The sequence below is a fragment of the Bacteroides intestinalis genome (assembly GCF_003464595.1).
Taxonomy (GTDB): domain Bacteria; phylum Bacteroidota; class Bacteroidia; order Bacteroidales; family Bacteroidaceae; genus Bacteroides; species Bacteroides intestinalis_A.
The window spans coordinates 525,035-549,788 of record NZ_QRZF01000003.1 but is presented as its reverse complement, the minus strand read 5'-3'; the positions used below and the strand labels follow the sequence as shown (position 1 = coordinate 549,788).

Sequence of the window (24,754 nt, the reverse complement as noted above, 5' to 3'; positions counted from 1 at the left end):
GCCCGATTTACATTAGAGACGCAACCATCATGCAACAGAATACACAACGCCCGGTAAGCTCGATAGCTTATCCGATATTGATCGCATTAAGTATTTCCCATTGTCTGAACGACTTATTGCAATCCGTCATAACCGCCACATATCCGCTTTTCAAAGAGGACTTGACGTTGAGTTTTGCACAAATCGGATTGATTACGCTGGTTTATCAGATGTCCGCATCGGTATTCCAACCCGTATTCGGATTATTTTTTGATAAGCGCCCGTTTGCCTGGACACTACCGATGGGTATGTTGTTCACTATGACGGGGATGTTGAATCTGGCCTTTTCCACGAATCTTTATTGGGTATTGTTCTCAGTATTCACCATAGGTATAGGTTCTTCCGTACTTCACCCGGAAGCATCCCGCATCACTTCGCTCGCCTCCGGAGGCAGAAGAGGATTGGCACAATCCCTGTTTCAGGTGGGTGGAAACCTGGGAGGATCATTGGGTCCGTTACTGGTAGCTTTAATTGTAGCACCTTATGGCAGGCACAACATCGCATTATTCGCAATTTTATCAGTGATAGCAATCATGGTAATGATACCTGTCGGCAAATGGTACAAAGGATACATTACCCGGATGAAACGTGATCATATTTCCCTGCAACCTCATATGCAGATGCCTTTGCCTATGGGAAAAACGATTCTTTCCATTTCTATTCTGCTGATACTTATCTTCTCCAAATATATTTATATGGCAAGCTTAAGCAGCTATTACACTTTCTATCTGATTGATAAATTCGGAGTAAGTGTGCAGGACTCCCAGCTTTACCTCTTTGTGTTTCTTGTGGCTACAGCCATCGGTACACTGATGGGCGGTCCTATCGGAGACCGCATCGGAAGAAAGTATGTCATCTGGGGTTCCATCCTTGGTGCCGCACCTTTCAGTATGCTGATGCCTCATGTAGGCTTGCTTGCCACAATTATTATGAGTTTCTGTGTCGGCCTGATTCTTTCATCTGCTTTCCCCGCCATCCTGTTATATGCGCAGGAATTATTACCCAGTAAACTGGGACTGATCTCCGGATTATTCTTCGGATTTGCTTTCGGAGTGGCAGGTATTGCCTCGGCTGTATTGGGAAATATGGCGGATAAGTTCGGCATCGAAGCTGTTTATAATGTCTGCGCTTATATGCCATTACTCGGATTGGTTACCTGGTTTTTGCCTGATTTGAAGAAAAACCGTAAAGCAAATACCTGACCCCACCCATCATACCTATAAGTGGTTAGCTACAAAGAAACATTTCATTATTTGTGGGTATTTCATAAACCCCTCTGATGCCGTTACTTTGCAACCGTACAAATTAAACCATTTTATAGTATGAAGAAAATAGGAATATTTTATGGTTCCTCAACCGGAACTACACAAGGCATTGCCGAAACAATCGCTTCTAAACTTGGTGTTCCCGCATCTGATGTAATCGATGTCAGCAAAATGAATGCCGACATGGTAAAAGAATACGAAGTTCTTCTTTTAGGAACTTCCACCTGGGGTGACGGTGAATTGCAGGATGACTGGTATGATGGCGTTAAAGTGTTGAAAGAATCAGACCTGAAAGAAAAAACAATTGCCCTGTTCGGTTGTGGTGATGCTGAGTCTTATTGCGATACATTCTGCGATGGCATGGGTATCATATACGAAGATATCAAGGATTCCGGTTGTACCATCGTTGGTAAGGTATCTGCAAAAGATTATTCTTTCTCCTCCTCTATTGCCGTCATCGACGGTATGTTTGTCGGACTCGCTCTTGATGACATCAACGAAAGTGATAAGACGGAAGAACGTATCAACACTTGGGTGAGCGACATAAAAAATCACTTGGCATAATTTTCTCTTATTCCATAGCCTTATGACAATATCTGACATTAACCCGGTAGAATTGAAAGTATTCCTGAACCACATCTACGAATTTAAGAAAGGAGTACGCCAGATGGTACTTTATACTACAAACAAGAAGTATGAAGCTTTTGCCGTGAAACGCCTGACAGACCAAAAGATAAGCTATGTTATCCAGCCGGTAGGAAACGGTAGGATCAATCTTTTCTTTGGGCGCAAGGAATGTATCGAAGCAATCCGTCTTTTGGTAAGGCAGCCACTGAACAAGCTGTCTCCCGAAGAAGATTTCATACTCGGGGCAATGTTAGGTTATGATATATGTGCGCAATGCGAACGGTACTGTGAAAGAAAAGTCCGGTGCGCTTGATTAACTTTGCATGTGTTTAGTTAGTTGTTTTTGTAAAAAATGCCTACGGATTCCGTAGGCATTTTTATTATATCATCCGAAAATAGAAAGATAATCAGGCATAGCTATGCATACCGCCCAGTAGATAATTTACTCCGAAGTAAGTCATCAGCACCGTAAAGAAAGCCAACACCATATAAGCATGGAAGAACCGGGGTTGCCGGAAGACGGCAAGCGATGGTCCGTGGAATGCCGCACCATAGATTAAAAAGGTGATCAAAGCCCAGACTTCTTTCGGGTCCCAGGCCCAATAACGACCCCATGAAACATTCGCCCACACAGCACCAATAAAAATTCCCGCCCCCAGACAAAATACTGCCGGATAGAGCATCAACCGACTGAAAAGCATCAATTGCTCCACACGGACCTTACGCTGTTCCTGAATCTCCGAATCGATTGCCTTTTTTCGCCAGCCTCCTATGCAGAATGCCAGTAATCCATTTAGCATCATAAAGGCAAACAATGCATAAGATACCATAATCAGAGAAACATGGATACTTAACCAGGGAGACAGCAACACAGGCATCAAAGGAGTAATCTGAGGATTGTTCTGCCCAAGATAAGCTACCAACAAGGCAAAACCCGAAATGAGCAATCCAAAAGGCAACGTAAAAGAGAAGCGACGCCGGAATATGCATGCAAGCAGAAGTGTAGACAGTGCCATAAACTGCATGGTTTCATATCCATTGCTCAGTGGAATACGCCCGCCAATATACCACCGCAAACAGTAGCCAAAGAGTTGAAAAAGGAATGCCGCATAAAGTGCAACTGTAAAAACGCTCCATGCCTTACCTGCCGAACGATGCATGCTGCAATAAAGCAGATAGAAAAATGCCAGCATCCCTACAGTCAAATTGAACATAAACAACAGTTTGCTGAATGGAATGCGATTGTACAATATTTCAGCCTGCACCTTTACGTCAGACAGTGGTTTTATACTCCCATCTTCCGGTAAAGGACGGATAAGTGTTCCACTCCGTAGCATCAGTATCAATCCTACCTTTTCGTCCGTTTCCATGATAGCCTTTTCCAACGAAGTCATTTTCATGTGTGGCTTTTGTCCGCCTTTCCAAAACTCCTGCAAGCGATAGTTTTGCCCATCAAACAAATCAGTAAGACGGGCATAAGAAGAAGGTAATCGGAGTAAATGACGAAGTTCCACACTCTTTATATAGATCATCGGTTCATTCTGCCAAACCTCCGGACGAAGTAACCAACCTCCGACAACCTGTTCGGGTGTCATGCCACCATAAGAAGATTTCCCGGTCAGTTTCAATACAAAGTCTCGTGCAAGGGTATTAAAAGGTACTACGCGATCATGATAAATCACTTGTTTGGATGCCAGACTATCCGCCTGTCTGAGTGCAAGTGCCGGAAGACTTCTGTTTTCAGCTTGCATCGCCGCTCCCGTAACCATGAGCAACCACACAAACATTCCCCCTTTTCGAAGCAACGGATGCCTGAGCAATCTACGGAATTCCCCACTGCGACCGACAAGCATCCACAACATGGAGATACCCAGCAAAATATATCCTGCATACGTAATCCCTATTCCCCACGGGTCATAATTCACCGACAACCAACTCCCCTCTTTATCATCATCAAAAGAAGACTGGTAAAAGCGATACCCCTGACGAGAGAGGATACGATTCATGGAAACAGGTTCCGCATCCCGAATATAGCTGACGTAATCTGCCGGAGCATCCGTCCCCGGATAATACTCCACCCGAAAACTGTCTAAACATAGGGTGAACGGTAGTTCGATTACCCGCTTACTGTCTTGGTCTATGAAAGTTCCCACCTCAGTACCTACTGTGAGATGCATATATCCTTTTTTGCTGTATGAAAATGTAATCATGGCTCCCACCAAGATAACGAGGAAGGAGCCATGCAACAACAATGTCGGGAGACGCCGCCACAACTGCCGCTTAACCAACACGGCAACTGCCAATGCGGCAAGTACTCCCCACAAACAACAAAACCAAACTGTATGATAAACATACTTTTCTACAAACTCTGTTCCATGTACATGCTCCACAAAGGTCACCGCAGCGAGCAAAGCCACCAGACAGATATATAAGAAGACGAGACTTTTCTTCAAATTAAAAAGGTGCATATTCCTTATTCTTCAAAGCCTTAACTCCCATACATTCCATTTCAATCAACCATCCGGGACGGCATACAGGCGCATGTACAAATACTTTAGGAGTATCTGGAAAACGCTTGTCATACATACTCTTCACAACTGCATAGTCTGCAATGTCACGCAAGTAAACAATCATATGTCCCAAATCATCAAATGTGCACTCAGCCTCTTTCAGCAAGGCTTCTACATTTTCCCACATCCGTTCCGTCTGCCTGCGGATGTCGCCGGGGTATACTATTTCCCCTTTATTGTTGATACTTGCCGTACCTGAAATAAACACTTGACGCCGGTCACCGTAATCGACATACGTTCCGCGTTCAAAGCTGACACCATACTCATAAGTAGGATTCAGATGCGTAGGAGCATAAAGGAAGTGTATCTGTTCCGGCTTTAAGCCTGCCACAGCATAGGTATCCATTTGTACCAATACCTTAGGATCAGCATGACGTCCACCGATACCTGTACTGGCAATATAGTGTGTTTTTTCCGTCAGATTCTGAGTAACAAAAACCTCATTACGTGCCTTTACCACACCGACATAATTCACATCCACATTCTGTACGAAGAACCAGGTACGGATACAGTTATTCGCCAATTTACATCCTTGTTCCATAAGCTGCATCACGTAGTCATTCAGCAACAAACGGGTCTGGTATTCAGAATTAGCAGCACGATTGAAAACACTGCCTCCCCACAGGTGGCGATACGCATTGTGCTTTACTTCAAATAGTCCGTTGTGCACCACTTGTGTCTGCACATTGGTCTGTAAATAAGCCCACAAAGCTATTTTCGTCCCATCCAAAGGGGGTTGCTCTACCACGGAAAGAGCACAGTCGGAACTTTCGGTAGTGATAGCCAGCAGGAGGTCAGCCTGATTGGCGGTATCACTCAGGAAATAACGTTTAAACACAGCCATGGCACCTTTCAATTCACCTGCAAGCAAATCGTTGTAGGCATTGGCTACTGCATTTAATTGTTCCTCATAAGTATCTTCCGGCCGGGTAGAGTGAATCATTACATGAAACTCTGAAACGCCTTCTTTTACTTCATATTTAAAAATCTCGGTTAATGTATTCTCTGATTGGTTAGTTTGTTGTTTTTTGTTGTTCATTTCCAATATCGTTTACTCGTTATTCAAAAAAATACCTTCGTTTATCCAATTATCTATCAGTTTCAATAAGGGTTGCTCATCTTCTGACAGCATATCGGTATGGTTCATACTCGTATCACCAGCCCTGTTCAAGACCAGATGTAGAAAACTCTCTTCTGCACTGCCAGACTTCACCAATAGTATATCACTATTCTTATGCGCCGGCTGGTTGACCAACGCATGATAACTCTTACCCTCCGTCAGAAATAAATTACCTGATGCAGAACCGGTCTGCCCATGGCATGCTACACATCTTTTATCGAAAACCTGTGACTGGATAGAACTGAACATACCCACGTCCAGTGTTCCCACATCCATTAATATGGTATCTGTGATAGCTGTGAGTTCTTCATCTTCCATCGTCTTAAATTCAACAATGCATTCACGCAAACGACTGATAACACACAATTTGAGTGATTTCACATCATCACTGATACCTCCCAGTGTCATAACGATATCTGTTCCGTCGGCTACATTGACTGGCAGTGATTTCGTTATAACGGCGTATTCACTTTTATCATTGAAGCCTGCCACAACGACACTATAATCGTCCGTCCAATTGCTGATGCCACTGAAACGACCTGTCAACTTCATAGCACGTCCACCACGCTGTATATTGACCTCCTTCTCATAGATTCTTCCATCATCACATGAATAAAAAGCTGTCAGCGTAAAGATAGCAAGAAAGAATAATATATAGTTCTTCATACCCACCCTTTCCTGTTTTTTAGAAAGTATATTGCAGCATTACTGTTGCAGAATGAGTGGCCAGACCTAAATTATCATTATCGCGGTCGAGCTGTGTATCGTGACCCGTACGGGCAATATACTGGTACATAGCCTGGAGTTTCAGGTTACAACCCTTAAAGAAATAATTCATACCCACAGCCGGCATATTCAAAAATCCGTCATCACCCGTGCCATTACGGTTAAAGAAGTCATAACGCAAGGCAGCCTGCAAACGGGGAGCTACAAAGTAACCGCCCTGTACATAACCACCCAAATAATTGTAGCTTTCATTGATCTTCTGGCGATCCGTGAAACCTACATTCATATAATATGCTTCGGCACCCAGATATAGTTTGTTCTTTAACATGGCAAATTCCACTCCCACACGGGTATCATTGGTACTTTCATTCTCACTTTCCACATTGATTGAAGCCGATACTCCGAACATGATCTTATCTTCATTCAAACGGTTGGGATTACCTTGAGTGGACGGCATCACACCTTTAGGCATATAAGTAAAGCGTCCCGCATACAGTAAAGAAGGGATATGCCAATCATCACTCAAAGTTTTTGTAGCTGTATTTACAGAAGAACCGGTGCCATTGAATAAACCTACTTCATAGCCAAATTTATCAGCTACCAATCCGTGAATTTCAACACCGAGGTCAAAACCGGTACCGATATTAGGCGTTACCGCATTCAAAGAATAAGGCAGAATGACGGCAGAAGTCAACGATACCGGCAACTGCGGCAACAATGTTTCGCCCAACGTCGTCAGATAAGCATGCGAGAAAGGTGTTTTGAATTTACCGACACGCACGGCAAACTGTTTTTTAAGTTGTACATCGAACCATGCTTGTTGAAGCAATGCTCCCCCACTGGCAGCCGCATTGATAGAAAGATTAAAGGCTACTTTACCAAAAGCTTTACCGGTGAAGCCCAATACAGCATAGGGAATTGAGAAACCGGAATTAGCTACATTATCCTGATTGTACGCTTTATCCAAACCTTCATCATCATACCAATTGAAATTTGCACAAGTCTGTACCAACAGGTAGGGCTTGAATACAAAGTCTCCCTTCTTGGTTTCTATCGTAAATCCCTCTCTTCCGGCGAGTGACACTACACCGTTTTCTGTATCTTCTTCATGCTGTGCCATAGCAGCCAACGAAAGGGCAGCCATTACAACCATTAAAATTAATTTCTTCATAATTGCTTGTATAATACTTATTGGTTTTATTGTTCGTTATTTGTTTTATAATGATTTCAAGAATGCGACCAAAGCATCACGATCTTCTTTACTCATCTTTTTGAAGAGGTTCTTCGATGCTTCACCCTCACCACCGTGCCACATGATAGCCTCAACATAGTTGCGGGCGCGCCCATCGTGCAGGAAGTAAGTATGACCATTCACAGTTTCCTGCAATCCGATACCCCAAAGCGGAGTCGTACGCCATTCGTTGCCACGGGCCAAACCGCTTACATAGTTATCATTCAGTCCTACGCCCATGATTTCAGAGCCCATGTCATGAAGCAGGAAGTCCGAATATGGATGAATTGTCTGACTACCCAGCCAAGGAAGGCGGGTTCCGTTCAACAGTACAGAACCACGTGGTTTTGTGTGCAAGGTGGTTACATGGCAGAGATGGCACTTCGCCTTATAAAAATTCTGCTCACCCTTGATCACTTGTTCATTATTCACATTGCGGCGTGCCGGAACACTAAGGCTCTGCATGTAGAGGTCTACATTCTCCATCTCTTCTGTAGATACATCCAATTGGGCATAAGAAAGTCCCATCATACTGCCTTGATTTACTTGTGCCTGCCCTTCACAGATTTCTTCGGGATAGCGGCTGTTCGTAACTCCCATATCGCTGGAGAAACCAAGTTCCACTGTCAGGTCGGCATGCTGCGCTTTATTACCGGACAAGCCTAAACTTCTCACTCCTCTCTCGGAGATGTAGTTGCAACGGCCACTGATACCATATTCCGGATAATTGCTTTTAGCAGCCAAAGCTTCAATTTCAGTGGGATCAAGCGCCATCATTTGTCCCATACCTACGTGGCGCAAAGGAATACGCACTGTACAGAACAGGTCTTCGGGTTTAATGCTGTCCGCATACCATTCATAAATAGAATAATTAGGTTTGCAGAGTTCATACGTCTCACCATCAGGGAATTGGAAAGTCTCATAGGTATATTCCACTTTCAGTTTTCCCTCGGGCTTCACGCCATAAATAGCCTGATCATGAAGCACACGTCCATAATCCTGAAAGAAAGCTCCATTCTTACGACTAATATAAACCAACATAGACGAAAAGCCGGAACTGCCGGAACCACCTTCGCTCCATAAAGTAGGTTGCGTACGTCCGGCATTTCGGTGACAGCTACCACAAGAATAACCGGCATAAACCGGTCCCAGTCCTCCCCCTATTCCATTACTACTGGTGCGGATATCATCATACAATTTGTCACCACGGGTGAAACGTTTATCGTATGCCCCTGTTATCCAGTCAGCAGACCTGTCATAAGCATAAGAGGAAGTCAGGAAGTTGGTAGCAGTACCGGCAGAGAGGGCAAAGCCGGCAGGTACTTCTATATCATCCACATCAATTCCATCATTTTCGCAGGCAAACAGCGCCAGAAGCGAAAAACAGATTGGAAATGAGTATTTTAATAAGCCATTCATTCGTTATTGAATTATTATTGCAAAATACGTAACTAACATTTATCTTTTTAACGCAGATGTTGCGGAAGCAACAGAATATTCATTATCCCGCTGTTTCCGCAAAATCTTATTTCTAACAAGTAAAAATCTTACTGAATGGTACGGGCCTCACCATCTTTGAAGATCAGATACTCCAAAGTGTGGTAACCACGCAATGCTTGCGCACCGGCAATTTTGTCATCTTCTTCATCATAGTCTCCATCCCAGTTCAGGTTAGAGTAATTACCGGAAGTCAGGATCTGTACGATACCATCCTGGTCGAGCGGCCAGCTATCCATATTGGGGTCAAGACCTTTGTCGGCAACCGGACCGAAAAGGAATGCCTCACTGGTTTCCCACGGTGTACGAGCAGCAAGCCATGCTGTAGCACAAGCCTTGAAGTTAGCATTGCTGGGAGAAGTACGGAATGTTTCAACAGCATCGAAAAGAGCCTGATTTCCCGCTTTCAAATCAGAGTAAGTAGGTAATACAACTACATCCACATAATTTCTTACGACTTCAGCCAACACTGTTTTATCAATACTTTCGATACAATTCTTCAAACTTCCCTTGAGTACTCCCTCCAAAGTGGCACAAGCTTCCATAGCACTTACTGCTTCCGGGCTATTGATATTGTTGCGAAAAGGACTCGGGATAGCCCAAATTGCTGCTGCTGCATCATCAATCGCTTTTTTCACTTCAGTATCAAGATTAGCATTTACTGCAGCTACTGCTTTTGAGAGAGATGACTCGCTAACAACACCTGTACGTGTTCCGAAATAAGCATTACGAATAGAATAGATATTGTTACGATAGTCTTCACGAGAATGCCAGCTGTACCATGACTCTACAGCATACAAAGCCTTTTCTTCATTATTATGTATGAAAAGATCGTAAGGGTCACCAATTTTGGCAGTACCTACTTCATTGGCAATGTCTACACAGCCATCAATCAACTGCTCAACGCTCGTCAAAGCATCTTGATTCTTAAAGAAATCTGCATAACTTCCACCTTCGTTGTATTTAACCGCCCAGTCATCATAAAGAGCAGTAGCATCATTCACCAACAATTGTGCAACTACTCGCATGTAATTTCCCCAACTACTTGCATTCTCTGCCGTATAGTCAAGATTTTTAGCGTCTATAGTCGTAGTGTCATCATCACTACAAGCCGTAATGGAACACATCATGCCCAATGAAAGAGCCGACAAGTAAAAAAACTTTTTCATATTACTTAAACATTAAATTAATTATAAATACCTATTTGAACTATCTCTTGGTAAACCAACCGACATAAGCTATGCCGATAGCAAATTCATTTTCATTGTTATATTTAGTCGATCCAAATACCTTGTTCGTACCAATATGACGGGTAGTATAATCGGCTTTCACAACCAGATTCGGCAATGCAAACCAGTTAACTCCTGCCGTCCATTTGCTTACCTGACAGCGTTTCTCCATTGTAGCAGAACCTTCTGCCTCTTCCTGCGGGTTGTAGTATTCATAACGGGCATAAGGATAAATAACCGGACATTTCTTCTGTGAGAAGAAAGCACTCAGGTTGAGACCAGCCTCCAAGCCATAGCACAGGGCATTCTTAGCTACATTACGCATAGCACCGTGATAATAATTGGAGTTATTGGAAAGAGTAACCTTGCTGATCTTGGAAGAATTCTCTAAATCACCATAAATGATATTACCACGAGCGGTAACATATTTATTTTTATACTGTGCATCGGCAGAGTAGATTTTCACTGATGAGCGACCTACGCTGCTATACTTATAATTCTTATCAGCATTGGCTGTCACGTCATTACAATAGTAAAAGGCAGCACCTACACGCAGTCCCGGTACCCCTTTATAGTCCAGACGTGCTACATAAGCAGGCGAAGTAAAGTTATCTTGTTCAAAGAGCCCCTGCTTACCACCGGCAACCCAATTATCGCGACCGAAGCCATCAGCATTCAAGCCGGCAACAATCATTGCCTGATAATCAAAACGCGCATATCCTTTACCAAAAGAGCCGAAGAATTCCAATCCTGTCTCATGCCAGGTAGAAGGAATAATTGTGGTTTCACCCTCAGGACGAGATGTTCCAAAGAAATTGATAGGCTCATGGTGTGCATTGGTCAATCCCATAGGTACAATCAAATGACCAGCACGAACATTGAAAGCCGAATGTATCAGACGAGTAATGTGAAATTGCTCAAGAGCGACTTCTCCACCCTTTTCCATTTCTGTTTCATACTCACCGTTTTCTGAATTCTCAAGTTCAGTTTCAATACCTACACCTCCTGCTTCAAACTCTATTTCAGCACCCAGTATCCACTTGGAATTAAACTTGTAGTCAAAAGCCAACACAAAACGAGGAATCGCAATGGTATTGCGGTGATCACTGTTATCGACCCCACCATAGAAACGATTCGTTCCGTAATTCATAAACTTTGCTACCATTTCTCCGTATCCACCGAAACGGAACTTTTCGTAGTCGTCATCTTTTGTTACCTGTTTTATTCTCTCTTTCTTTGCCGTAGTTTCAGATACCTCTTCTGTTGAGGTTACTTTTTCAGGTTCATTAGCCCGTAAAGTATTGTTAAAAAGCAAGAAACCTAAGGCGAATAAGCAAGTTAATTTTCTCATCTTTTATCTTAAATTTTGTTGGCGCAAAGGTAGAGGGAGTTAAAAAGGCGGGCAATACCCAAATATGAGTATTGTGTTATTAAAAATAATAACAAGTAGGTACTTAAACGAACACTATTTCTTTTTGTTCTTTTTTACAAAGCAGTAATTCACTAAAAAGACAGCCGCAAAGATCACAGCAATCCAGATAAAACTAATAAATATCAAATAGCGGTTATAAATGTACTCTCCCTCTTCAGGAACATGATTAAGCATACATAGCAAACAGTTACACTGAGGATTATCAACGTCATGAGAAAAGTAAGAGTACAGTAAAAAAGATAAGCTACCTGCAAAAAGAATAATAATAGCTATTATTCCCCATCTCTTACAACTTAAAGGTCTGTCAATTGCCCTTTTATGATTGGTTAGTTTCACCATATAGCAGTTTATAGTTAGATTATACGCGCAAAGTTGCATGCTTTCAGCGACCTTGGCAATACCCAATAATTGTGATTTTTATAAAAATCTAACAAAAAACCATCATTAATGGGTATTTCAGAAAACGCGGATTCTCCCCTACTTTGCAGTCGAGAAATAAAACTTATGCAATACCCTAAAGATGACATACAAAAAGAAATTTTGAAAGCTGCCGAAAAGGTATTCCTCGAAAACGGCTTTCCGAAGGCTTCCATGCGCGAAATTGCACAAGAAGCACAGGTAGGGTTGAGCAATATCTATAACTATTTCAAAAGTAAGGATGATATTTTCTGTACGGTGGTACGGCCTGTAATCAGTGCATTCGAAAGGATGCTGCACGAACATCACGGGCGTTATGGAGCAGATATCATGGAGATGTATTCCACAGAATACCTACGATATGTGATAGAAGAGTACATGACATTGATACAAAAGCATCGCAAATTGTTGGTATTGCTATTTTTCCATGCACAGGGTTCTTCACTGGAAAACTTCAAGGAGAACTTCACCGAACGCTCCACATCACTTGTGAAAGAGTACTTCAGAGATATGAAAGAAAAACATCCGCAAATGAATATCAATGTAACCGACTTTTCTATCCACCTGCACACGGCATGGATGTTCACCATGTTTGAGGAATTGATCATGCACCGAGTCGGGATAGAAGATTTGGAACAGATAGTCACAGAATACATCACATTCGAAGTAACTGGTTGGAGAGAGCTTATGAAAATATAAGCTCTCTCTTTTTTTGAACGAATCTGAATATTGTTCGTTTTTAAAAGTATGATAGATTATGAAAGAGAAACTGAAAAAGAAAAAAGGAATCGCCCGCCTGTTTGAGATTGCAGGCGAGCGGAAAGGGTTGCTGATCCTAGCCGGTATTTTGTCGGCAGGAAGCGCTACATGCATGTTGGTTCCCTACTGGTCGGTATACCGCGTATTGCAGGAGTTACTGCTTCACGCCAGTGATTTAGAAAAGATAGATAGCGGAATACTGATATACTGGGGATGGTTTGCCTTCTTCGGACTGATCGGAGGATTATTGCTACTTTATGCGGCACTGATGGCCTCACATGTAGCAGCTTTCCGTATCCTATACGGACTGCGTATCAAGCTATCGGAACACATTGGACGCTTATCGTTAGGATACCTGAACGGTACATCTACCGGAAGCATCAAGAAAATTATGGAACAGAATGTAGAAAAGATTGAGAACTTCATTGCCCATACCATCCCCGACCTTGTGAATGTATTGGCTACGGTCACTCTGATGTTTATTATCTTCTTCTCCCTGAATGGCTGGATGGCAGCGGTCTGTCTATTTTGTATCGCATTGAGTATAGGATTACAATTTGCCAACTTCTTCGGGAAAAAGGCACAGGAGTTTACTAAAATCTACTTTGATACACAGGAACGAATGAGCGCCTCAGCCGTACAATATGTACGCGGCATGCCGGTCGTGAAAATCTTCGGTCAGAGCGTCCGGTCATTCCGCCGTTTCAACAGTGAGATTGAGGCGTATAAGGAATATGCACTGAAAGTATGCGATACATACGAACCCGGTATGATGGTCTTCACCATATTACTGAACTCACTCATTACGTTTATTCTGCCGATAGGTCTACTATTACTGAGTCATGAGCCACAAAATTTGGCACTAGCCGCTGTCTATCTATTCTTTATTATTATGGGGCCCGGAGTAGCCTCCCCTATTTATAAACTGATGTACCTCGGATCGGGCACACGGGAAATAGACGAGGGCGTAGAACGTATCGATCGTATCTTTGCCGAGCCGCCCGTATCGGAAGCACAAACACCGCAAGTACCCGCCGGTTATGACATTGAATTCCTCAAGGTTAGTTTCACTTATGAGAATAAAGCGGAGACAACCCGTACCGAAGCGCTGCGCGACATCACCTTCACAGCACGCCAAGGTGAAATTACGGCACTCGTAGGCCCTTCGGGTTCAGGAAAATCGACAGTAGCCAATCTGATTCCCCGCTTCTGGGATGTAGCGGAAGGCGAAATACGGATCGGAGGAGTCAACATCAAAGATATTCCCACCGAAAAGTTGATGGACATTGTTTCCTTTGTTTTCCAGGATAGTTTCCTTTTCTTTGATACCCTCTATGAGAATATCCGGGTAGGAAACTCCGGTGCAGGACGCGAGGAAGTGATAGCTGCCGCAAAAGCCGCACAGTGCCATGAATTTATAGAAAGCCTTCCGCAAGGTTATGAAACCCGTATCGGAGATGAGGGCGTCTACCTTTCCGGTGGCGAGTCGCAACGTGTCTGTGTGGCAAGGGCCATCCTGAAAAATGCCCCTATCCTGGTGCTGGACGAGGCGACTGCTTTTGCCGATCCCGAAAATGAATATAAGATGCAGCAGGCTTTGCAACATCTGATCCAGAATAAGACGGTTATCATCATTGCGCACCGTCTCTCGTCCATCATTTCGGCACAGCAAATCATCGTATTGAACGAAGGAAAGCTCGTACAGCATGGGAAACACGAGATATTAAGTAAAACGGAAGGATTATATAAGAATATGTGGGACGCTTATACGGATGCGTTCCGCTGGGAACTAAACAGTAAGAAGGAGGTAAAAGAATGAATGCAATAGAAAATATTACGATAGGGCACACCGAACGCCTTCGCAAACCTGTGGGCTACACGATGCTTGCCAACCTGATAAATATTATCCCGTTCTGCCTGTCCATCGAAGCGATCAACGTGATATTCCGCGCTTTCGATGGCAGCGGAATGCCGCTGGACACTCAACGGCTCTGGACTATTTTTATCCTGCTTGTAGTGTATGTATTTGTCATGGCATTGGCCGAAAGGGCTTCTTACCGTGCCAATTTCCGGGGTGCCTATGAAATGAGTGCCGCAGGACGTGTCAGCCTGGCAGAGCATTTGCGGAAACTCTCATTGGGTTTCCTCTCACGCCGCGATCCGGGTGATCTTTCGTCCATGCTGATTACAGACTTTACCATGGCGGAAACAGGTATTTCGCATCATCTGCCCCAATTGATGGGTGCACTGGTGATGCCTGTACTTGCCTTCCTCGGCTTGCTATGGATAGATTGGCGAATGGCCGTTGCCATGTTTATAGCCCTGCCACTTGCCGTAGGAATATTGCTGGGCAGTACTTACCTGCAATACAAACTGAGCGGCAAACAGATTGCTGCCAAAATCAATGCAGGCAATCGCTTGGAAGAGTACTTGCAGGGAATACGGGTAATGAAAGCATATAATCTGCTGGGCGACAAGTTTGTCCGTCTGAAGAATGCCTTTGCCGAACTGCGCCGTGCCTGTATCCGCCAGGAAGCATTGCTCGGCCCGTTCATACTGCTTTCTGTAACGTTGATACGGGCAGGTCTGACGTTGATGATACTTTGCGGAACATACTTATTGATAGGAGGAGATTTATCCCTGCTCACATTCGTTATGTTCCTCGTTGTCGGTTCCCGCGTCTTCGATCCGCTGACTTCGGCACTGACCAACTTTGCAGAATTCCGATATTTCTCCATTGCCGGGGGACGCATCCTGACGCTGATGAACGAACCGGAAATGCAAGGTAGTAAAGAGGCTCCGGAAAGCGGTGATATTACTTTCTATCACGTATCATTCGGCTATCAGAAAAAACAGGTACTGCATGATGTATCGGTAACATTGCGTAAGAATACACTCACCGCTCTGGTAGGTCCTTCGGGCAGTGGAAAAAGTACCATGCTGAAACTATGCGCACGCTTTTACGATCCGCAACAGGGGCAGGTTTTATTTAATGGAGTAGATATGAAAACCCTGGAACCGGAATCGTTGATGAGTCATATCTCAATGGTATTCCAGGATGTGTATCTGTTTCAGGATACCATTCGCAACAATATCCGTTTCGGCAAAACCGACGCTACGGACGAAGAAATAGAGGCGGCGGCCCGCAAAGCATGTTGCCACGATTTCATCATGCGATTGCCCAAAGGATATGATACGCAGGTCGGTGAAGGCGGTTGTACCTTATCCGGTGGAGAGAAGCAGCGCATTTCCATTGCACGGGCTATATTGAAAGAAGCTCCCGTAGTACTTCTGGATGAAGCAACGGCTTCACTCGATCCGGAAAATGAAGTGGAAGTACAGCGTGCCATCAATACCCTGATTGCAGGACGCACGGTAATCGTGATTGCCCATCGCCTGAAGACGATCAAGAATGCAGATAACATCATAGTATTGGAGGAAGGACGCATTGCCGAACAAGGTAAGCATCAGGAGCTACTCGATAATAAGGGGCTATACGCCAAGCTATGGAATATACAGGAAAAGACATTGGGGTGGAAGTTGTAAGAAAGAGATAGAGGAGGTTTTCTATACCTCCTCCATCCTTGCCAATTCCCATCCGCTGAATTGCATTACTATACAATGCAATCTTGTGCCTTGAATGAGTTGTTGTACCCTCGGGGCCTCAGCATAACGATGTATCTGATCAACAGCTTCCTGCCACTGGGCAGGAGCTTTTGTTTCATACTCTTTCGATGGCAGATATTTCAGTTCCAGAATATAACTGTGCGCCACCCCGCTATAGCGTTGCAGGTCGGGCATCAAAAACATATCGCAAAAGCCATGGTTCAATTCCACTTCAGGAGCAACCAGATAATACGCATTCACACTAAGATAGGCGGTAAAGAAGCCTTGTATATTTCGTTCGCCCTCAATCATACTGCGTACAGAAGAATTGTCCTTGTAGGCATGGGCAATGAATTCAAGGGCTTCGCGCCATTTACCGTCATAAGACATGTCATAGTACAAATCCCTCAAATTATTTAAATTGATATATTCCTTATTCTTTGCCTGATAATCTTCCAGAAGATACTCGTAATATTGCTTACGCACATTGTTATTGGGAATACTTAGTACCAAGCGTTCTCCCCGTGTTGCTGTAATGGTCAACATACCATAGTAGAACAACAGACTGGGAAACATATCCGGATCTGTAATCTGACTGGCAGGGAAAGTTGTTATCAGATTTGCAACAATCTCCCCCTCTTCGGTAATCTTCCGGAGCACCCCTTTACGATCACCATCCAGATGATCCAGCTGAATGAGCTTCTTCATCTTGTTGTAATCCGTACGGGTATTGGGGTCAATCATCTGCTCAGGGGCTTTATCCAGATTCATATAGTTACGCAAATAATAAAACACCATATCACAGTTGAACATCTTCGGATCACGCGTCAAGCTCTCTTTTGCAAAACAGTAATTGTCATACCACGGCTTCATCTCAGCTATCATCGCCTCGACATCTCCCTTTAGTTGTCCGGCATCCTTATAATACTGAAACATCTCACGGACATCACTTTCGCTGAAACCCAGCATCATATTGAATTGATAATCGGTGCTGATATTCCAACCTATATTGAAACCACTCGTCAAGTCATCCAATGTAACGGGACTTACCCCCATCATAAAAATACGTTCGAACATGCCCTTGAACTTCTTGAATATCTCCCGATAAAAACCGCTGGCATGCGTAATGGCATGATATAAATCATTTCCCTTTTCGTTGAGCACCACATTGGTGAAATTGTCATATTCGTCTACAATCAAATAGAGCGGATAGCCCTGACGGGTGGCTTCCACTTCAATCATACTCAACTTATCAGCTGCCGACTGAGAGGCAAAGAAGTTTTCAACGATACGTTCGGAGTAAGCATCCTCATAAGTCGCCATGAATCCATCCAATTGACGGCAACAATAAAGGTTAAAGTTGGCTTCCAAATTCTCTATCCCGGCGCCCGCTTTAGAGAAATCAAGGAAAAGTACCTGATAGCGCCCTTGCAACGGTGTAGGATTCTGCCCAATCCAAAGATTGCCGAAACGTTTTTCAAATTTCGCTTTCTGTGAACTGTCATAATAAGCGCGAAGCATATTCAGAAAAATGCTCTTCCCAAAACGGCGCGGACGGATAAAGAACAAATTACGAGGTTGCTGTTCGAGCAACGGCAAATACATAGTCTTATCCACGTAATACAAGTTCTGCTCTACTACTGCTACAAAGTCAGATACTCCATAAGGTACTTGTTTAATCGGTTCCATATCACTCTATATTTAAATTCATAAACGGGGACTCCATGCAAATGTAGTCTATTCCTTTCGAATGAACAAAAGAAGAAAGGGAAAGTTGTAGCTACGAATTAACGAACGGCACATATCCCTCAGTTACCATACAGGATATGTGCCGTTCTACTCTAAAAACTGGTTCTAATTTTATTGAGTTTTTATCAAGAGTTCGTTATTCTTCTCTCCGTTATACCAATTTGCTTTATCCTGACCGCCACTCATCACCCAGGCGGCAAAGTCTTTATAAGCATCAAGGAAATTTCCTTTCTCAATTACATGAGCTATAGGAGCCGGAACACTCAAGCCCCAAATCAAGCCTTTATTGTTATAATAATAATCCGTTCCCAAATCGGAGTTGTCACTGGGATATGTATCGTATACCGGTTTGTATCCTCCTAAATGGATTTCGGTGCCATGATTGGCTTTTGCCAGATAAAAGTCGATACTTTCAAAGTCTGCTGAATTTACATCTACATCATCGTCGTCCAAGTAAATAGCAATATTCAATTGCGGAAGTTCCGTAACAAGATATTCTTTGTCCGTATTAAAGAAGGTACTACCGGAAGGCTTTGAAGTTGCCGAAACCAAATTACTGAAGTCCATAATGACTTCACCATCAGGACCAGCAAACCAGTTTACTTCTTCAACGGATGTATTAAAGCGCTGATATACTTCAATCTCGTCAACATCCTTTGCCATCAGGTTCTTCAATCTTAAACATGGAGTATAAGAGAAAGAGCCTCCCATAGCCCTCAACTCAATACCGAGTTGTATGGCTTCGTCAATCACTGACTTATGTCCATCGGATTTGAATGGAATTTGCACCCTGTAGCCAAGAACAAAATCATTGAAATCGTAATCTCCTAAACTCGGAAATTGGTCTTCGAACATGACAGTACCCCAGCCGCTATTAGGGTAACAGATACTGCCTCTTCCTCTGGTTGTGCTTTCCGCCCTTGTCTCAGGACTCGGTTTACTGTCCTGGGGAAGCGTGAAATGAACCACATTGTCCTTGTCAGCAGCAGCTGCCAAAACCATTTTCTTGCCATTTACCGTTTCGTATTGCAGGTAAGCCTCTTTAGAATTGGCAGGCAGGCTCAGAGGAATCGTTAGGGTTCCGTCGTTTGTCTGTAGAGTTGCCAACATTGTATTTTCGGTACATTCCTTATCGGAGTATACTGAAACATCCGATGCACTTTGAGTTGTGATTTCGCACTGTGCATTCTTGGTCATTTTCCAGTCAAACCCGCTCGGGACGATCAGGTCGGCTACTGTTTTTTCTTTTTGCGGTTGTTTGTCTGCATCATACACACTTTTCTCGCATGATGTAAAGGCTAACGTGACCAGCAATAAAGACAAGGTGAAAATCGATTTTCTTTTCATGTTGCGTTCGTTTTTTTATTATGATATGTAAAATGTATGTTCTCTCTCCTAAGTAATCATTATCACAGTTGATTGAGATGTAAATTGGGTGAAGCATCGTCACCCGTTCAGGTGAAGCACCATCACCCGATCAGGTGAAACACCGTCACTCGCTCGGGTGCAACACCGTCACCAGTAATACCTACGGATCATCCGAGCGGATCTTCCTCTATCCCTCCGTCACCTCCACTTCCACCGCCGGTAGGTGCCGTGCCGATATAAATCGTTTTTATAACGCTGCGCGGTACTTTCAACAGAGTGTTTCTACTGTATTGTGTCGTCACCTTCAGTTCATACGTGCCTTTATCCAATCCGCTGGGGATGATGAAACTGAGGCGCGAAGGTTCGTTCAATACCCACAAGTCTTCGGTGATTTTTGTTATCGTACCTTTTGAGTCAGTCAAGATGATGCCTACAGAGTCGTCGGTACCAGTCACTTTCAGCAATGCACCCTTCAGGGTGAAAGCACGTCCGGCTGTGGCACTGGAATCCAATGCACGGGTGGATGTATCCTGAACGCCTGCAATATACATGGCACTGCCTTTTGCACCGATAATGTTCACCACCGTATTTTTGATGGCTTCGCGAAGGTCGGCACCCACGTTGAAGTTTACCACGATAGAGTTCTTTGCCGGATTCCAGGCGGAGCTCTCGATCACACCATGGAAACTGACCGAGGCATAATACAAACCAGTGTTCACACTGACACCACTCATCAGCAGGCGTTTGGTGACGCGCTTCTCCAGGTCGAAGACGTGGCGGATAGTTTCTTCCCGCAGGCCGGAGTCTTCCGCTTTCATTTCGGCAATGATACGTTCCTCGTCGGCACTGCCGTTGGAGACGGGGACGAGGATCAAATCCTCTTTGTTGTCCACGGTCACGGTGTTATCCGCCAGTTGGCCGTTGATTTGATACCTGATTTCTTCTGACATAATCTCTTTTATTTTAGGGTTAATATATTTATGATAAACTATATAGGTGACGAGTTGCAAGTGATTCAGGGCCGTTCGCTCCGTTTGGTAAATTGCGGCGTCGCAGCTGTCGCTACAACCAGACACCGCAATCCCACAAACAGCACAACAACAAACGGTTAAAGCGTGCTACACTATATATACATTTCATTAATTATCATTTATCGGATTTCAAAAAACAGAAGTCCTGAAATTACTTACCAAGTAATTTCAAACTACTATCCGATGCATGCGGAAAAAGCGATTTCCAAGCGCATCGCTTAGGATAAAAAAAAGACTTTTCTGAGCTAAAAGTAAAATAGTTGATGGTTCCGCTTCTAAGCTGAAAGTGGAGGGTGCAATTCGTATACCTGCCGTAGTAGAAATAAGAAGATAATATGTGTTTTTCCTGTTTTAGATCATCGTGATTCCGTCTTGAAAGAATTATATTTAAAGTTTTATTAATATATCCTTGTTTATTTGTGAAAATAAGTGGATATTTGCAAGCGATTACTGCCGTTACTTGGTAAGTAATTTCGTCTCAACTTCGTGTCTTACAATATACTGTAAAGCATACTCCTCTTCCATTTACCTTTTTTCACAGCTGCGATGAGTTGTCTATTTACTTCATCGATACGTTCATTCTCAAAAGGTTTGAGGTAAGTTTCCGTTACCCGGATGGACGAGTGTCCCAGTGATTGGCTGATAATACCAATGGACTGCCCCATGTGGTAAGCCAGCGTAGCCCAAGTATGGCGGGCAGTGTAGGAACTTACCGGTACGCCTGGAAGCATCCGTTTTACAGCTTGCTTTAATGTCCGGTTAAAGTTACGTAAAGCAATCTGGTAAGAAAGATATTGTTCCCAACCGTCCTGTATCTCTGCATCCAGGATTGGCAACAGGTAGGGAGATGAGGGGTTAGTCTTCTGTCCGAGCCCTCGTAGTAGGCGCAAGGCTTCGGGAGACAGTTTCACCCGCATCGGTTTCTGAGTCTTATGACGGAGATAGACCAGATATTGACCCTGCAAATCCTGCCTGCGCAAATGGGCAAGGTCGATAAACGGTATCCCCCTGCACAGAAACATCAGGCGGAAATATGCCAAAGCCCTTCTTTCTTCTCTGGTCAGGTCATCGTTCTCTGCTCTCAACAACTTTTCCATCTGCCATCCACGCAGCGCACGTTTGGTTTGAGACACCACCCGTGTATGTACACCGGCAAACAGCTGTGGGTTGTGTCCCGGTGTGCCTACAGGCATCCAGCGGTTGTACACAGCCCGCAGTGAACTCATGTAACTGGTCACACTGTTCACCTTCAAGGGTCTCTTTTTCTTTTGCATCAGCCACTCCTCATAGGCTTTCAGCCGCATAGGGGTGAACACTTCATCCATAGGCAGTGGTGTGCCCCTGCCACCCGCAAAATCTTGGAAGGAATGCAGTGCAGACACATAACCATGCGCCGCCGCAAACTTTCGTTCACGTTTCAGCTGTTCGGTCACAGCAAGTATGTAGGAAGCCAAATCCGTACTTCCCGCATCCGTTTCTACATCTTTTGTTTTCATAAATCTCACTATTTATTAATAATAAAAACTCCGGCACAGCAGTAGCTATTACCGGAGTTTTTTCAGTCTTATGATAATTGGAACATCTTCAAGTCATCTTCCACATCACTGATGGTACCTATTTGGAAAGTATCTACCAAGACCTTTGCCACATTGGGCGACAGGAAGGCCGGCAGCGTAGGCCCCAAATGGATTTTCTTCACACCCAGACTCAACAAGGCCAGCAGTACGATAACGGCTTTCTGCTCGTACCAGGCAATGTTATACACAATCGGGAGTTCGTTGATATCATTCAGCTCGAACACTTCTTTCAGTTTCATTGCAATGACTGCCAGTGAATAGCTGTCGTTGCACTGTCCTGCATCCAATACACGTGGGATGCCGTTGATATCTCCCAGAGGCAACTTATTGTAACGATACTTGGCACAACCTGCTGTCAGGATGACTGTATCTTTAGGCAATGCCTTGGCAAATTCGGTATAATAATCACGTCCCTTCATACGTCCGTCGCAACCTGCCATAACCACAAAGCGACGAATAGCACCGCTCTTCACGGCATCCACCACTTTATCTGCCAGTTGCAACACCTGATTATGGGCAAAACCACCGATGATTTCTCCACGTTCTATTTCCGTAGGCGGCTGGCATTGCTTGGCTATCTCGATAATTTCGGAGAAGTCTTTTCTGCCTTCGGCATCTGCCTGAATGTACTTGCAACCGGAATATCCGGTGGAGTTTGTTGTGAACATACGTTCTTTATATTCAGCATTTGCCAACGGGGGGACGATACAGTTCGTTGTAAACAGGATAGGGCCATTGAAGGTGGTGAACTCTTCACGCTGCTTCCACCAGGCATTTCCATAGTTGCCTACGAAGTGGGAATACTTCTTGAAAGCAGGATAATAGTGAGCAGGTAGCATTTCGCTATGTGTGTACACGTCGACTCCTGTACCTTCGGTTTGCTTCAATAGTTCTTCCATATCTTTCAGGTCGTGGCCGCTTATCAGGATACCCGGACGCTTCCCTACTCCGATATTTACTTTTGTCATTTCCGGATTGCCATAGCGTTCGGTATTTGCTTTATCCAGTAAAGCCATAGTCTTCACACCGTATTCTCCGGTCTGGAGCACCATCTTCACCCATTCGCCTGCCGGAAGTGATTTTGTGGCAGTGGCGGCCAAAGCATGTTGCATAAAAGTATGGATAGAAGCATCGTCATATCCCAGACGCATGGCATGTTCCAGATATGCCGCCATACCTTTCAGACCATAGGTCATCAATTCTTTCAGGGAACGCAGATCTATGTCGGGCTCACGCAACACACCCACGCTTTCCGCCTTGGAAGCATACTCATCACGTCCGCCCTGCCATTGCAATTCGTCAATTTCAGGCAAGGAAATACCTTTTTCTTTGGCTTCTTCTATTAAACGGTTACGCAATACCATACCTTTATCCACCCTGTTCAGAATGCTTTCATCATCGAAGTTGGCATTTGTAATGGTACAGAATAAGGCATCCACAACAAAACGGTTCACTTCGGCAGCTACAGAATGTCCAGCGTTACGGAACTCATCGGTAACGACTGATATTCCACGTACCACGAACATCAGCAAATCCATTGCCTTTGCCGTATGACTTTCTTTTCCACACACACCTTTCAAGATACAACCGGTGCCTTTCATTGTCTCCTGGCACTGATAACAAAACATTTTAGCTTCCATCATCTTATTCTTTTTATTTAGTTATAAAATATATATTCCTTCTCTTTTAAGAAGATAAGCTGCATCTCAGCATAACTTTTTCATGCAGGCATGAAAGTTCTGCGTTCGATTTGCATTATCTTTGTGCAAAGATGGAGAGTTTATGGCAGGTAAATTGTCACGTATGTTACACCCAATCACAAAAAACTTAAAAAAGAATGGAACCACATATATTATTACAAATGCCATTATTTCGAGGCATAACAGAAGAAACGCTGTTAAAGTTCGTTCTATTGCACCAACATACCCTTAAATCTTATAAACCGGGAGAGTTTATCGCCATGCAGGGAGATATTTACCGTTCTCTATATATTCTGTGCAATGGAACAGTACGTACGCAAATGGTCAGTGCAGAAGGAAAACAACTCACCATAGAGACTCTCCGTGCTCCGAAACTCCTTGCACCGGCTTTCATCTTCGCCTCCGAAAACCGTTTCCCGGTGAATATCGAAACCCTGGAAACCTCGGAAGTATTGATTCTGAATAAGGATGCTTTTCTGGAGTTCATGCACCAGTACCCGATCATCATGCAGAATTTCCTGAAGTTGATTTCCGACCGAAGCTTGTTTCTATCCAAGAAACTGAACGAGTTTGCCTTACAAAGCCTGAAATCCAGATTGCTCAATTATGTAAAGATGCATGGAGGCATCGGTTCCCAACAGGAAGTGGCACATATACTTGGAGTGGCCCGTCCGTCACTGGCACGTGCTATATCTGAACTGAGCAATGAGGGCTGCATACAAATAGAAGGAAAAGAAATGTTTATTGACGAGGAGAATTCGAAGAAATACTTTTAATTCTACTTTTTCATCGTATCTTTGTACAACCAACT

21 protein-coding genes are annotated in these 24,754 nt (G+C 43.9%); 8 read left to right on the top strand and 13 right to left on the bottom strand.

Going from position 1 to position 24,754, the window contains the following annotated elements:
* Positions 1–29: 29 nt before the first annotated feature.
* The 3 genes from DWW10_RS06755 (at position 30) to DWW10_RS06745 (ending at position 2,244) form a co-directional block, all read left to right on the top strand.
* Positions 30–1,241 carry an MFS transporter gene (locus tag DWW10_RS06755; RefSeq protein WP_022393619.1) on the top strand — a complete coding sequence of 404 codons (1,212 nt, stop codon included), beginning with the start codon at positions 30–32 and terminating at the stop codon, positions 1,239–1,241.
* A 120-nt stretch (positions 1,242–1,361) separates the two neighbouring features.
* Positions 1,362–1,868 (top strand): flavodoxin, encoded by a 507-nt coding sequence (gene fldA, locus DWW10_RS06750; protein WP_022393618.1) that lies wholly within the window; start codon positions 1,362–1,364, stop codon positions 1,866–1,868.
* 22 nt (positions 1,869–1,890) lie between these two features.
* Positions 1,891–2,244 (top strand): DUF2023 family protein, encoded by a 354-nt coding sequence (locus DWW10_RS06745; protein ID WP_007212218.1) that lies wholly within the window; start codon positions 1,891–1,893, stop codon positions 2,242–2,244.
* Between the two features lie 94 nt (positions 2,245–2,338).
* Here DWW10_RS06745 and DWW10_RS06740 read toward each other — a convergent pair whose 3' ends face one another.
* From DWW10_RS06740 to DWW10_RS26375, 8 genes are all read right to left on the bottom strand, one after another.
* Positions 2,339–4,399: a cytochrome c biogenesis protein CcsA gene (locus tag DWW10_RS06740; protein ID WP_022393617.1), complete on the bottom strand. Its 2,061-nt coding sequence runs from the start codon at positions 4,397–4,399 to the stop codon at positions 2,339–2,341.
* Positions 4,386–5,540: a Rid family hydrolase gene (locus DWW10_RS06735; RefSeq protein WP_022393616.1), complete on the bottom strand. Its 1,155-nt coding sequence runs from the start codon at positions 5,538–5,540 to the stop codon at positions 4,386–4,388. The genes DWW10_RS06740 and DWW10_RS06735 overlap by 14 nt, the downstream gene beginning before the upstream one ends.
* Before the next feature lie 12 nt (positions 5,541–5,552).
* On the bottom strand, positions 5,553–6,287 hold the full coding sequence (locus DWW10_RS06730) for a hypothetical protein (protein WP_118420998.1): 735 nt from the start codon (positions 6,285–6,287) through the stop codon (positions 5,553–5,555).
* Positions 6,288–6,306: 19 nt separating this feature from the next.
* A complete protein-coding gene (locus DWW10_RS06725; protein WP_007212214.1) occupies positions 6,307–7,518 on the bottom strand; it encodes a porin in 1,212 nt (403 codons plus the stop codon).
* 45 nt (positions 7,519–7,563) lie between these two features.
* Complete coding sequence (locus tag DWW10_RS06720; RefSeq protein ID WP_007216203.1) at positions 7,564–8,997, bottom strand: di-heme oxidoredictase family protein; 1,434 nt, start codon at positions 8,995–8,997, stop codon at positions 7,564–7,566.
* Between the two features lie 128 nt (positions 8,998–9,125).
* Positions 9,126–10,244: an imelysin family protein gene (locus DWW10_RS06715; RefSeq protein WP_022393614.1), complete on the bottom strand. Its 1,119-nt coding sequence runs from the start codon at positions 10,242–10,244 to the stop codon at positions 9,126–9,128.
* A 40-nt stretch (positions 10,245–10,284) separates the two neighbouring features.
* On the bottom strand, positions 10,285–11,655 hold the full coding sequence (locus DWW10_RS06710; protein ID WP_022210573.1) for a hypothetical protein: 1,371 nt from the start codon (positions 11,653–11,655) through the stop codon (positions 10,285–10,287).
* A 114-nt stretch (positions 11,656–11,769) separates the two neighbouring features.
* The gene (locus DWW10_RS26375; RefSeq protein ID WP_022393613.1) at positions 11,770–12,141 is read right to left on the bottom strand and encodes a hypothetical protein; all 372 of its coding nucleotides are present in this window, start codon (positions 12,139–12,141) and stop codon (positions 11,770–11,772) included.
* Between the two features lie 99 nt (positions 12,142–12,240).
* Between DWW10_RS26375 and DWW10_RS06700 the strand changes: the two genes are divergently transcribed.
* The 3 genes from DWW10_RS06700 to DWW10_RS06690 are packed head-to-tail and all read left to right on the top strand — an operon-like array spanning position 12,241 to position 16,458.
* The gene (locus DWW10_RS06700) at positions 12,241–12,852 is read left to right on the top strand and encodes a TetR/AcrR family transcriptional regulator (RefSeq protein WP_044155328.1); all 612 of its coding nucleotides are present in this window, start codon (positions 12,241–12,243) and stop codon (positions 12,850–12,852) included.
* Positions 12,853–12,910: 58 nt separating this feature from the next.
* On the top strand, positions 12,911–14,731 hold the full coding sequence (locus DWW10_RS06695) for an ABC transporter ATP-binding protein (protein ID WP_022393611.1): 1,821 nt from the start codon (positions 12,911–12,913) through the stop codon (positions 14,729–14,731).
* Entirely contained in the window at positions 14,728–16,458 is a 1,731-nt protein-coding gene (locus DWW10_RS06690) for an ABC transporter ATP-binding protein (protein WP_022393610.1), read from the top strand. Before DWW10_RS06695 ends, DWW10_RS06690 begins: the two co-directional genes overlap by 4 nt.
* A gap of 21 nt (positions 16,459–16,479) precedes the next feature.
* On the opposite strand, the gene DWW10_RS06685 is transcribed toward DWW10_RS06690, so the two are convergent.
* The 3 genes from DWW10_RS06685 to DWW10_RS06675 form a co-directional block, all read right to left on the bottom strand.
* A complete protein-coding gene (locus DWW10_RS06685; protein ID WP_022393609.1) occupies positions 16,480–18,207 on the bottom strand; it encodes an ATP-binding protein in 1,728 nt (575 codons plus the stop codon).
* A 171-nt stretch (positions 18,208–18,378) separates the two neighbouring features.
* On the bottom strand, positions 18,379–19,614 hold the full coding sequence (locus DWW10_RS06680; RefSeq protein WP_022393608.1) for an LruC domain-containing protein: 1,236 nt from the start codon (positions 19,612–19,614) through the stop codon (positions 18,379–18,381).
* A 188-nt stretch (positions 19,615–19,802) separates the two neighbouring features.
* Positions 19,803–20,585, bottom strand: coding sequence for a DNA-binding domain-containing protein (locus DWW10_RS06675; RefSeq protein ID WP_022393607.1), 783 nt, complete (start codon positions 20,583–20,585; stop codon positions 19,803–19,805).
* 30 nt (positions 20,586–20,615) lie between these two features.
* Here DWW10_RS06675 and DWW10_RS26370 point away from each other — a divergent pair, with 30 nt between their 5' ends.
* Complete coding sequence (locus tag DWW10_RS26370; protein ID WP_022393606.1) at positions 20,616–20,747, top strand: hypothetical protein; 132 nt, start codon at positions 20,616–20,618, stop codon at positions 20,745–20,747.
* Positions 20,748–21,157: 410 nt separating this feature from the next.
* Here the strand turns inward: DWW10_RS26370 and DWW10_RS06670 are convergent, their stop codons facing one another.
* Together DWW10_RS06670 and hcp are read right to left on the bottom strand one after the other, a co-directional pair.
* Positions 21,158–22,162 carry a tyrosine-type recombinase/integrase gene (locus DWW10_RS06670; RefSeq protein ID WP_022393605.1) on the bottom strand — a complete coding sequence of 335 codons (1,005 nt, stop codon included), beginning with the start codon at positions 22,160–22,162 and terminating at the stop codon, positions 21,158–21,160.
* A 68-nt stretch (positions 22,163–22,230) separates the two neighbouring features.
* On the bottom strand, positions 22,231–23,883 hold the full coding sequence (hcp, locus tag DWW10_RS06665; protein WP_022393604.1) for a hydroxylamine reductase: 1,653 nt from the start codon (positions 23,881–23,883) through the stop codon (positions 22,231–22,233).
* A gap of 197 nt (positions 23,884–24,080) precedes the next feature.
* On the opposite strand from hcp, the gene DWW10_RS06660 reads away from it, so the two are divergent.
* Complete coding sequence (locus DWW10_RS06660; protein ID WP_022393603.1) at positions 24,081–24,719, top strand: Crp/Fnr family transcriptional regulator; 639 nt, start codon at positions 24,081–24,083, stop codon at positions 24,717–24,719.
* Positions 24,720–24,754 lie beyond the last annotated feature (35 nt).

What these genes read in the sequence shown, in the direction of transcription:
- DWW10_RS06755 (WP_022393619.1), top strand. Translation starts at nt 30, where the DNA reads ATGCAACAGAATACACAACGCCCGGTAAGCTCGATAGCTTATCCGATA.
- fldA (WP_022393618.1), top strand. Translation starts at nt 1,362, where the DNA reads ATGAAGAAAATAGGAATATTTTATGGTTCCTCAACCGGAACTACACAA.
- DWW10_RS06745 (WP_007212218.1), top strand. Translation starts at nt 1,891, where the DNA reads ATGACAATATCTGACATTAACCCGGTAGAATTGAAAGTATTCCTGAAC.
- DWW10_RS06740 (WP_022393617.1), bottom strand. Translation starts at nt 4,399, where the DNA reads ATGCACCTTTTTAATTTGAAGAAAAGTCTCGTCTTCTTATATATCTGT.
- DWW10_RS06735 (WP_022393616.1), bottom strand. Translation starts at nt 5,540, where the DNA reads ATGAACAACAAAAAACAACAAACTAACCAATCAGAGAATACATTAACC.
- DWW10_RS06730 (WP_118420998.1), bottom strand. Translation starts at nt 6,287, where the DNA reads ATGAAGAACTATATATTATTCTTTCTTGCTATCTTTACGCTGACAGCT.
- DWW10_RS06725 (WP_007212214.1), bottom strand. Translation starts at nt 7,518, where the DNA reads ATGAAGAAATTAATTTTAATGGTTGTAATGGCTGCCCTTTCGTTGGCT.
- DWW10_RS06720 (WP_007216203.1), bottom strand. Translation starts at nt 8,997, where the DNA reads ATGAATGGCTTATTAAAATACTCATTTCCAATCTGTTTTTCGCTTCTG.
- DWW10_RS06715 (WP_022393614.1), bottom strand. Translation starts at nt 10,244, where the DNA reads ATGAAAAAGTTTTTTTACTTGTCGGCTCTTTCATTGGGCATGATGTGT.
- DWW10_RS06710 (WP_022210573.1), bottom strand. Translation starts at nt 11,655, where the DNA reads ATGAGAAAATTAACTTGCTTATTCGCCTTAGGTTTCTTGCTTTTTAAC.
- DWW10_RS06700 (WP_044155328.1), top strand. Translation starts at nt 12,241, where the DNA reads ATGCAATACCCTAAAGATGACATACAAAAAGAAATTTTGAAAGCTGCC.
- DWW10_RS06695 (WP_022393611.1), top strand. Translation starts at nt 12,911, where the DNA reads ATGAAAGAGAAACTGAAAAAGAAAAAAGGAATCGCCCGCCTGTTTGAG.
- DWW10_RS06690 (WP_022393610.1), top strand. Translation starts at nt 14,728, where the DNA reads ATGAATGCAATAGAAAATATTACGATAGGGCACACCGAACGCCTTCGC.
- DWW10_RS06685 (WP_022393609.1), bottom strand. Translation starts at nt 18,207, where the DNA reads ATGGAACCGATTAAACAAGTACCTTATGGAGTATCTGACTTTGTAGCA.
- DWW10_RS06680 (WP_022393608.1), bottom strand. Translation starts at nt 19,614, where the DNA reads ATGAAAAGAAAATCGATTTTCACCTTGTCTTTATTGCTGGTCACGTTA.
- DWW10_RS06675 (WP_022393607.1), bottom strand. Translation starts at nt 20,585, where the DNA reads ATGTCAGAAGAAATCAGGTATCAAATCAACGGCCAACTGGCGGATAAC.
- DWW10_RS26370 (WP_022393606.1), top strand. Translation starts at nt 20,616, where the DNA reads ATGATAAACTATATAGGTGACGAGTTGCAAGTGATTCAGGGCCGTTCG.
- DWW10_RS06670 (WP_022393605.1), bottom strand. Translation starts at nt 22,162, where the DNA reads ATGAAAACAAAAGATGTAGAAACGGATGCGGGAAGTACGGATTTGGCT.
- hcp (WP_022393604.1), bottom strand. Translation starts at nt 23,883, where the DNA reads ATGGAAGCTAAAATGTTTTGTTATCAGTGCCAGGAGACAATGAAAGGC.
- DWW10_RS06660 (WP_022393603.1), top strand. Translation starts at nt 24,081, where the DNA reads ATGGAACCACATATATTATTACAAATGCCATTATTTCGAGGCATAACA.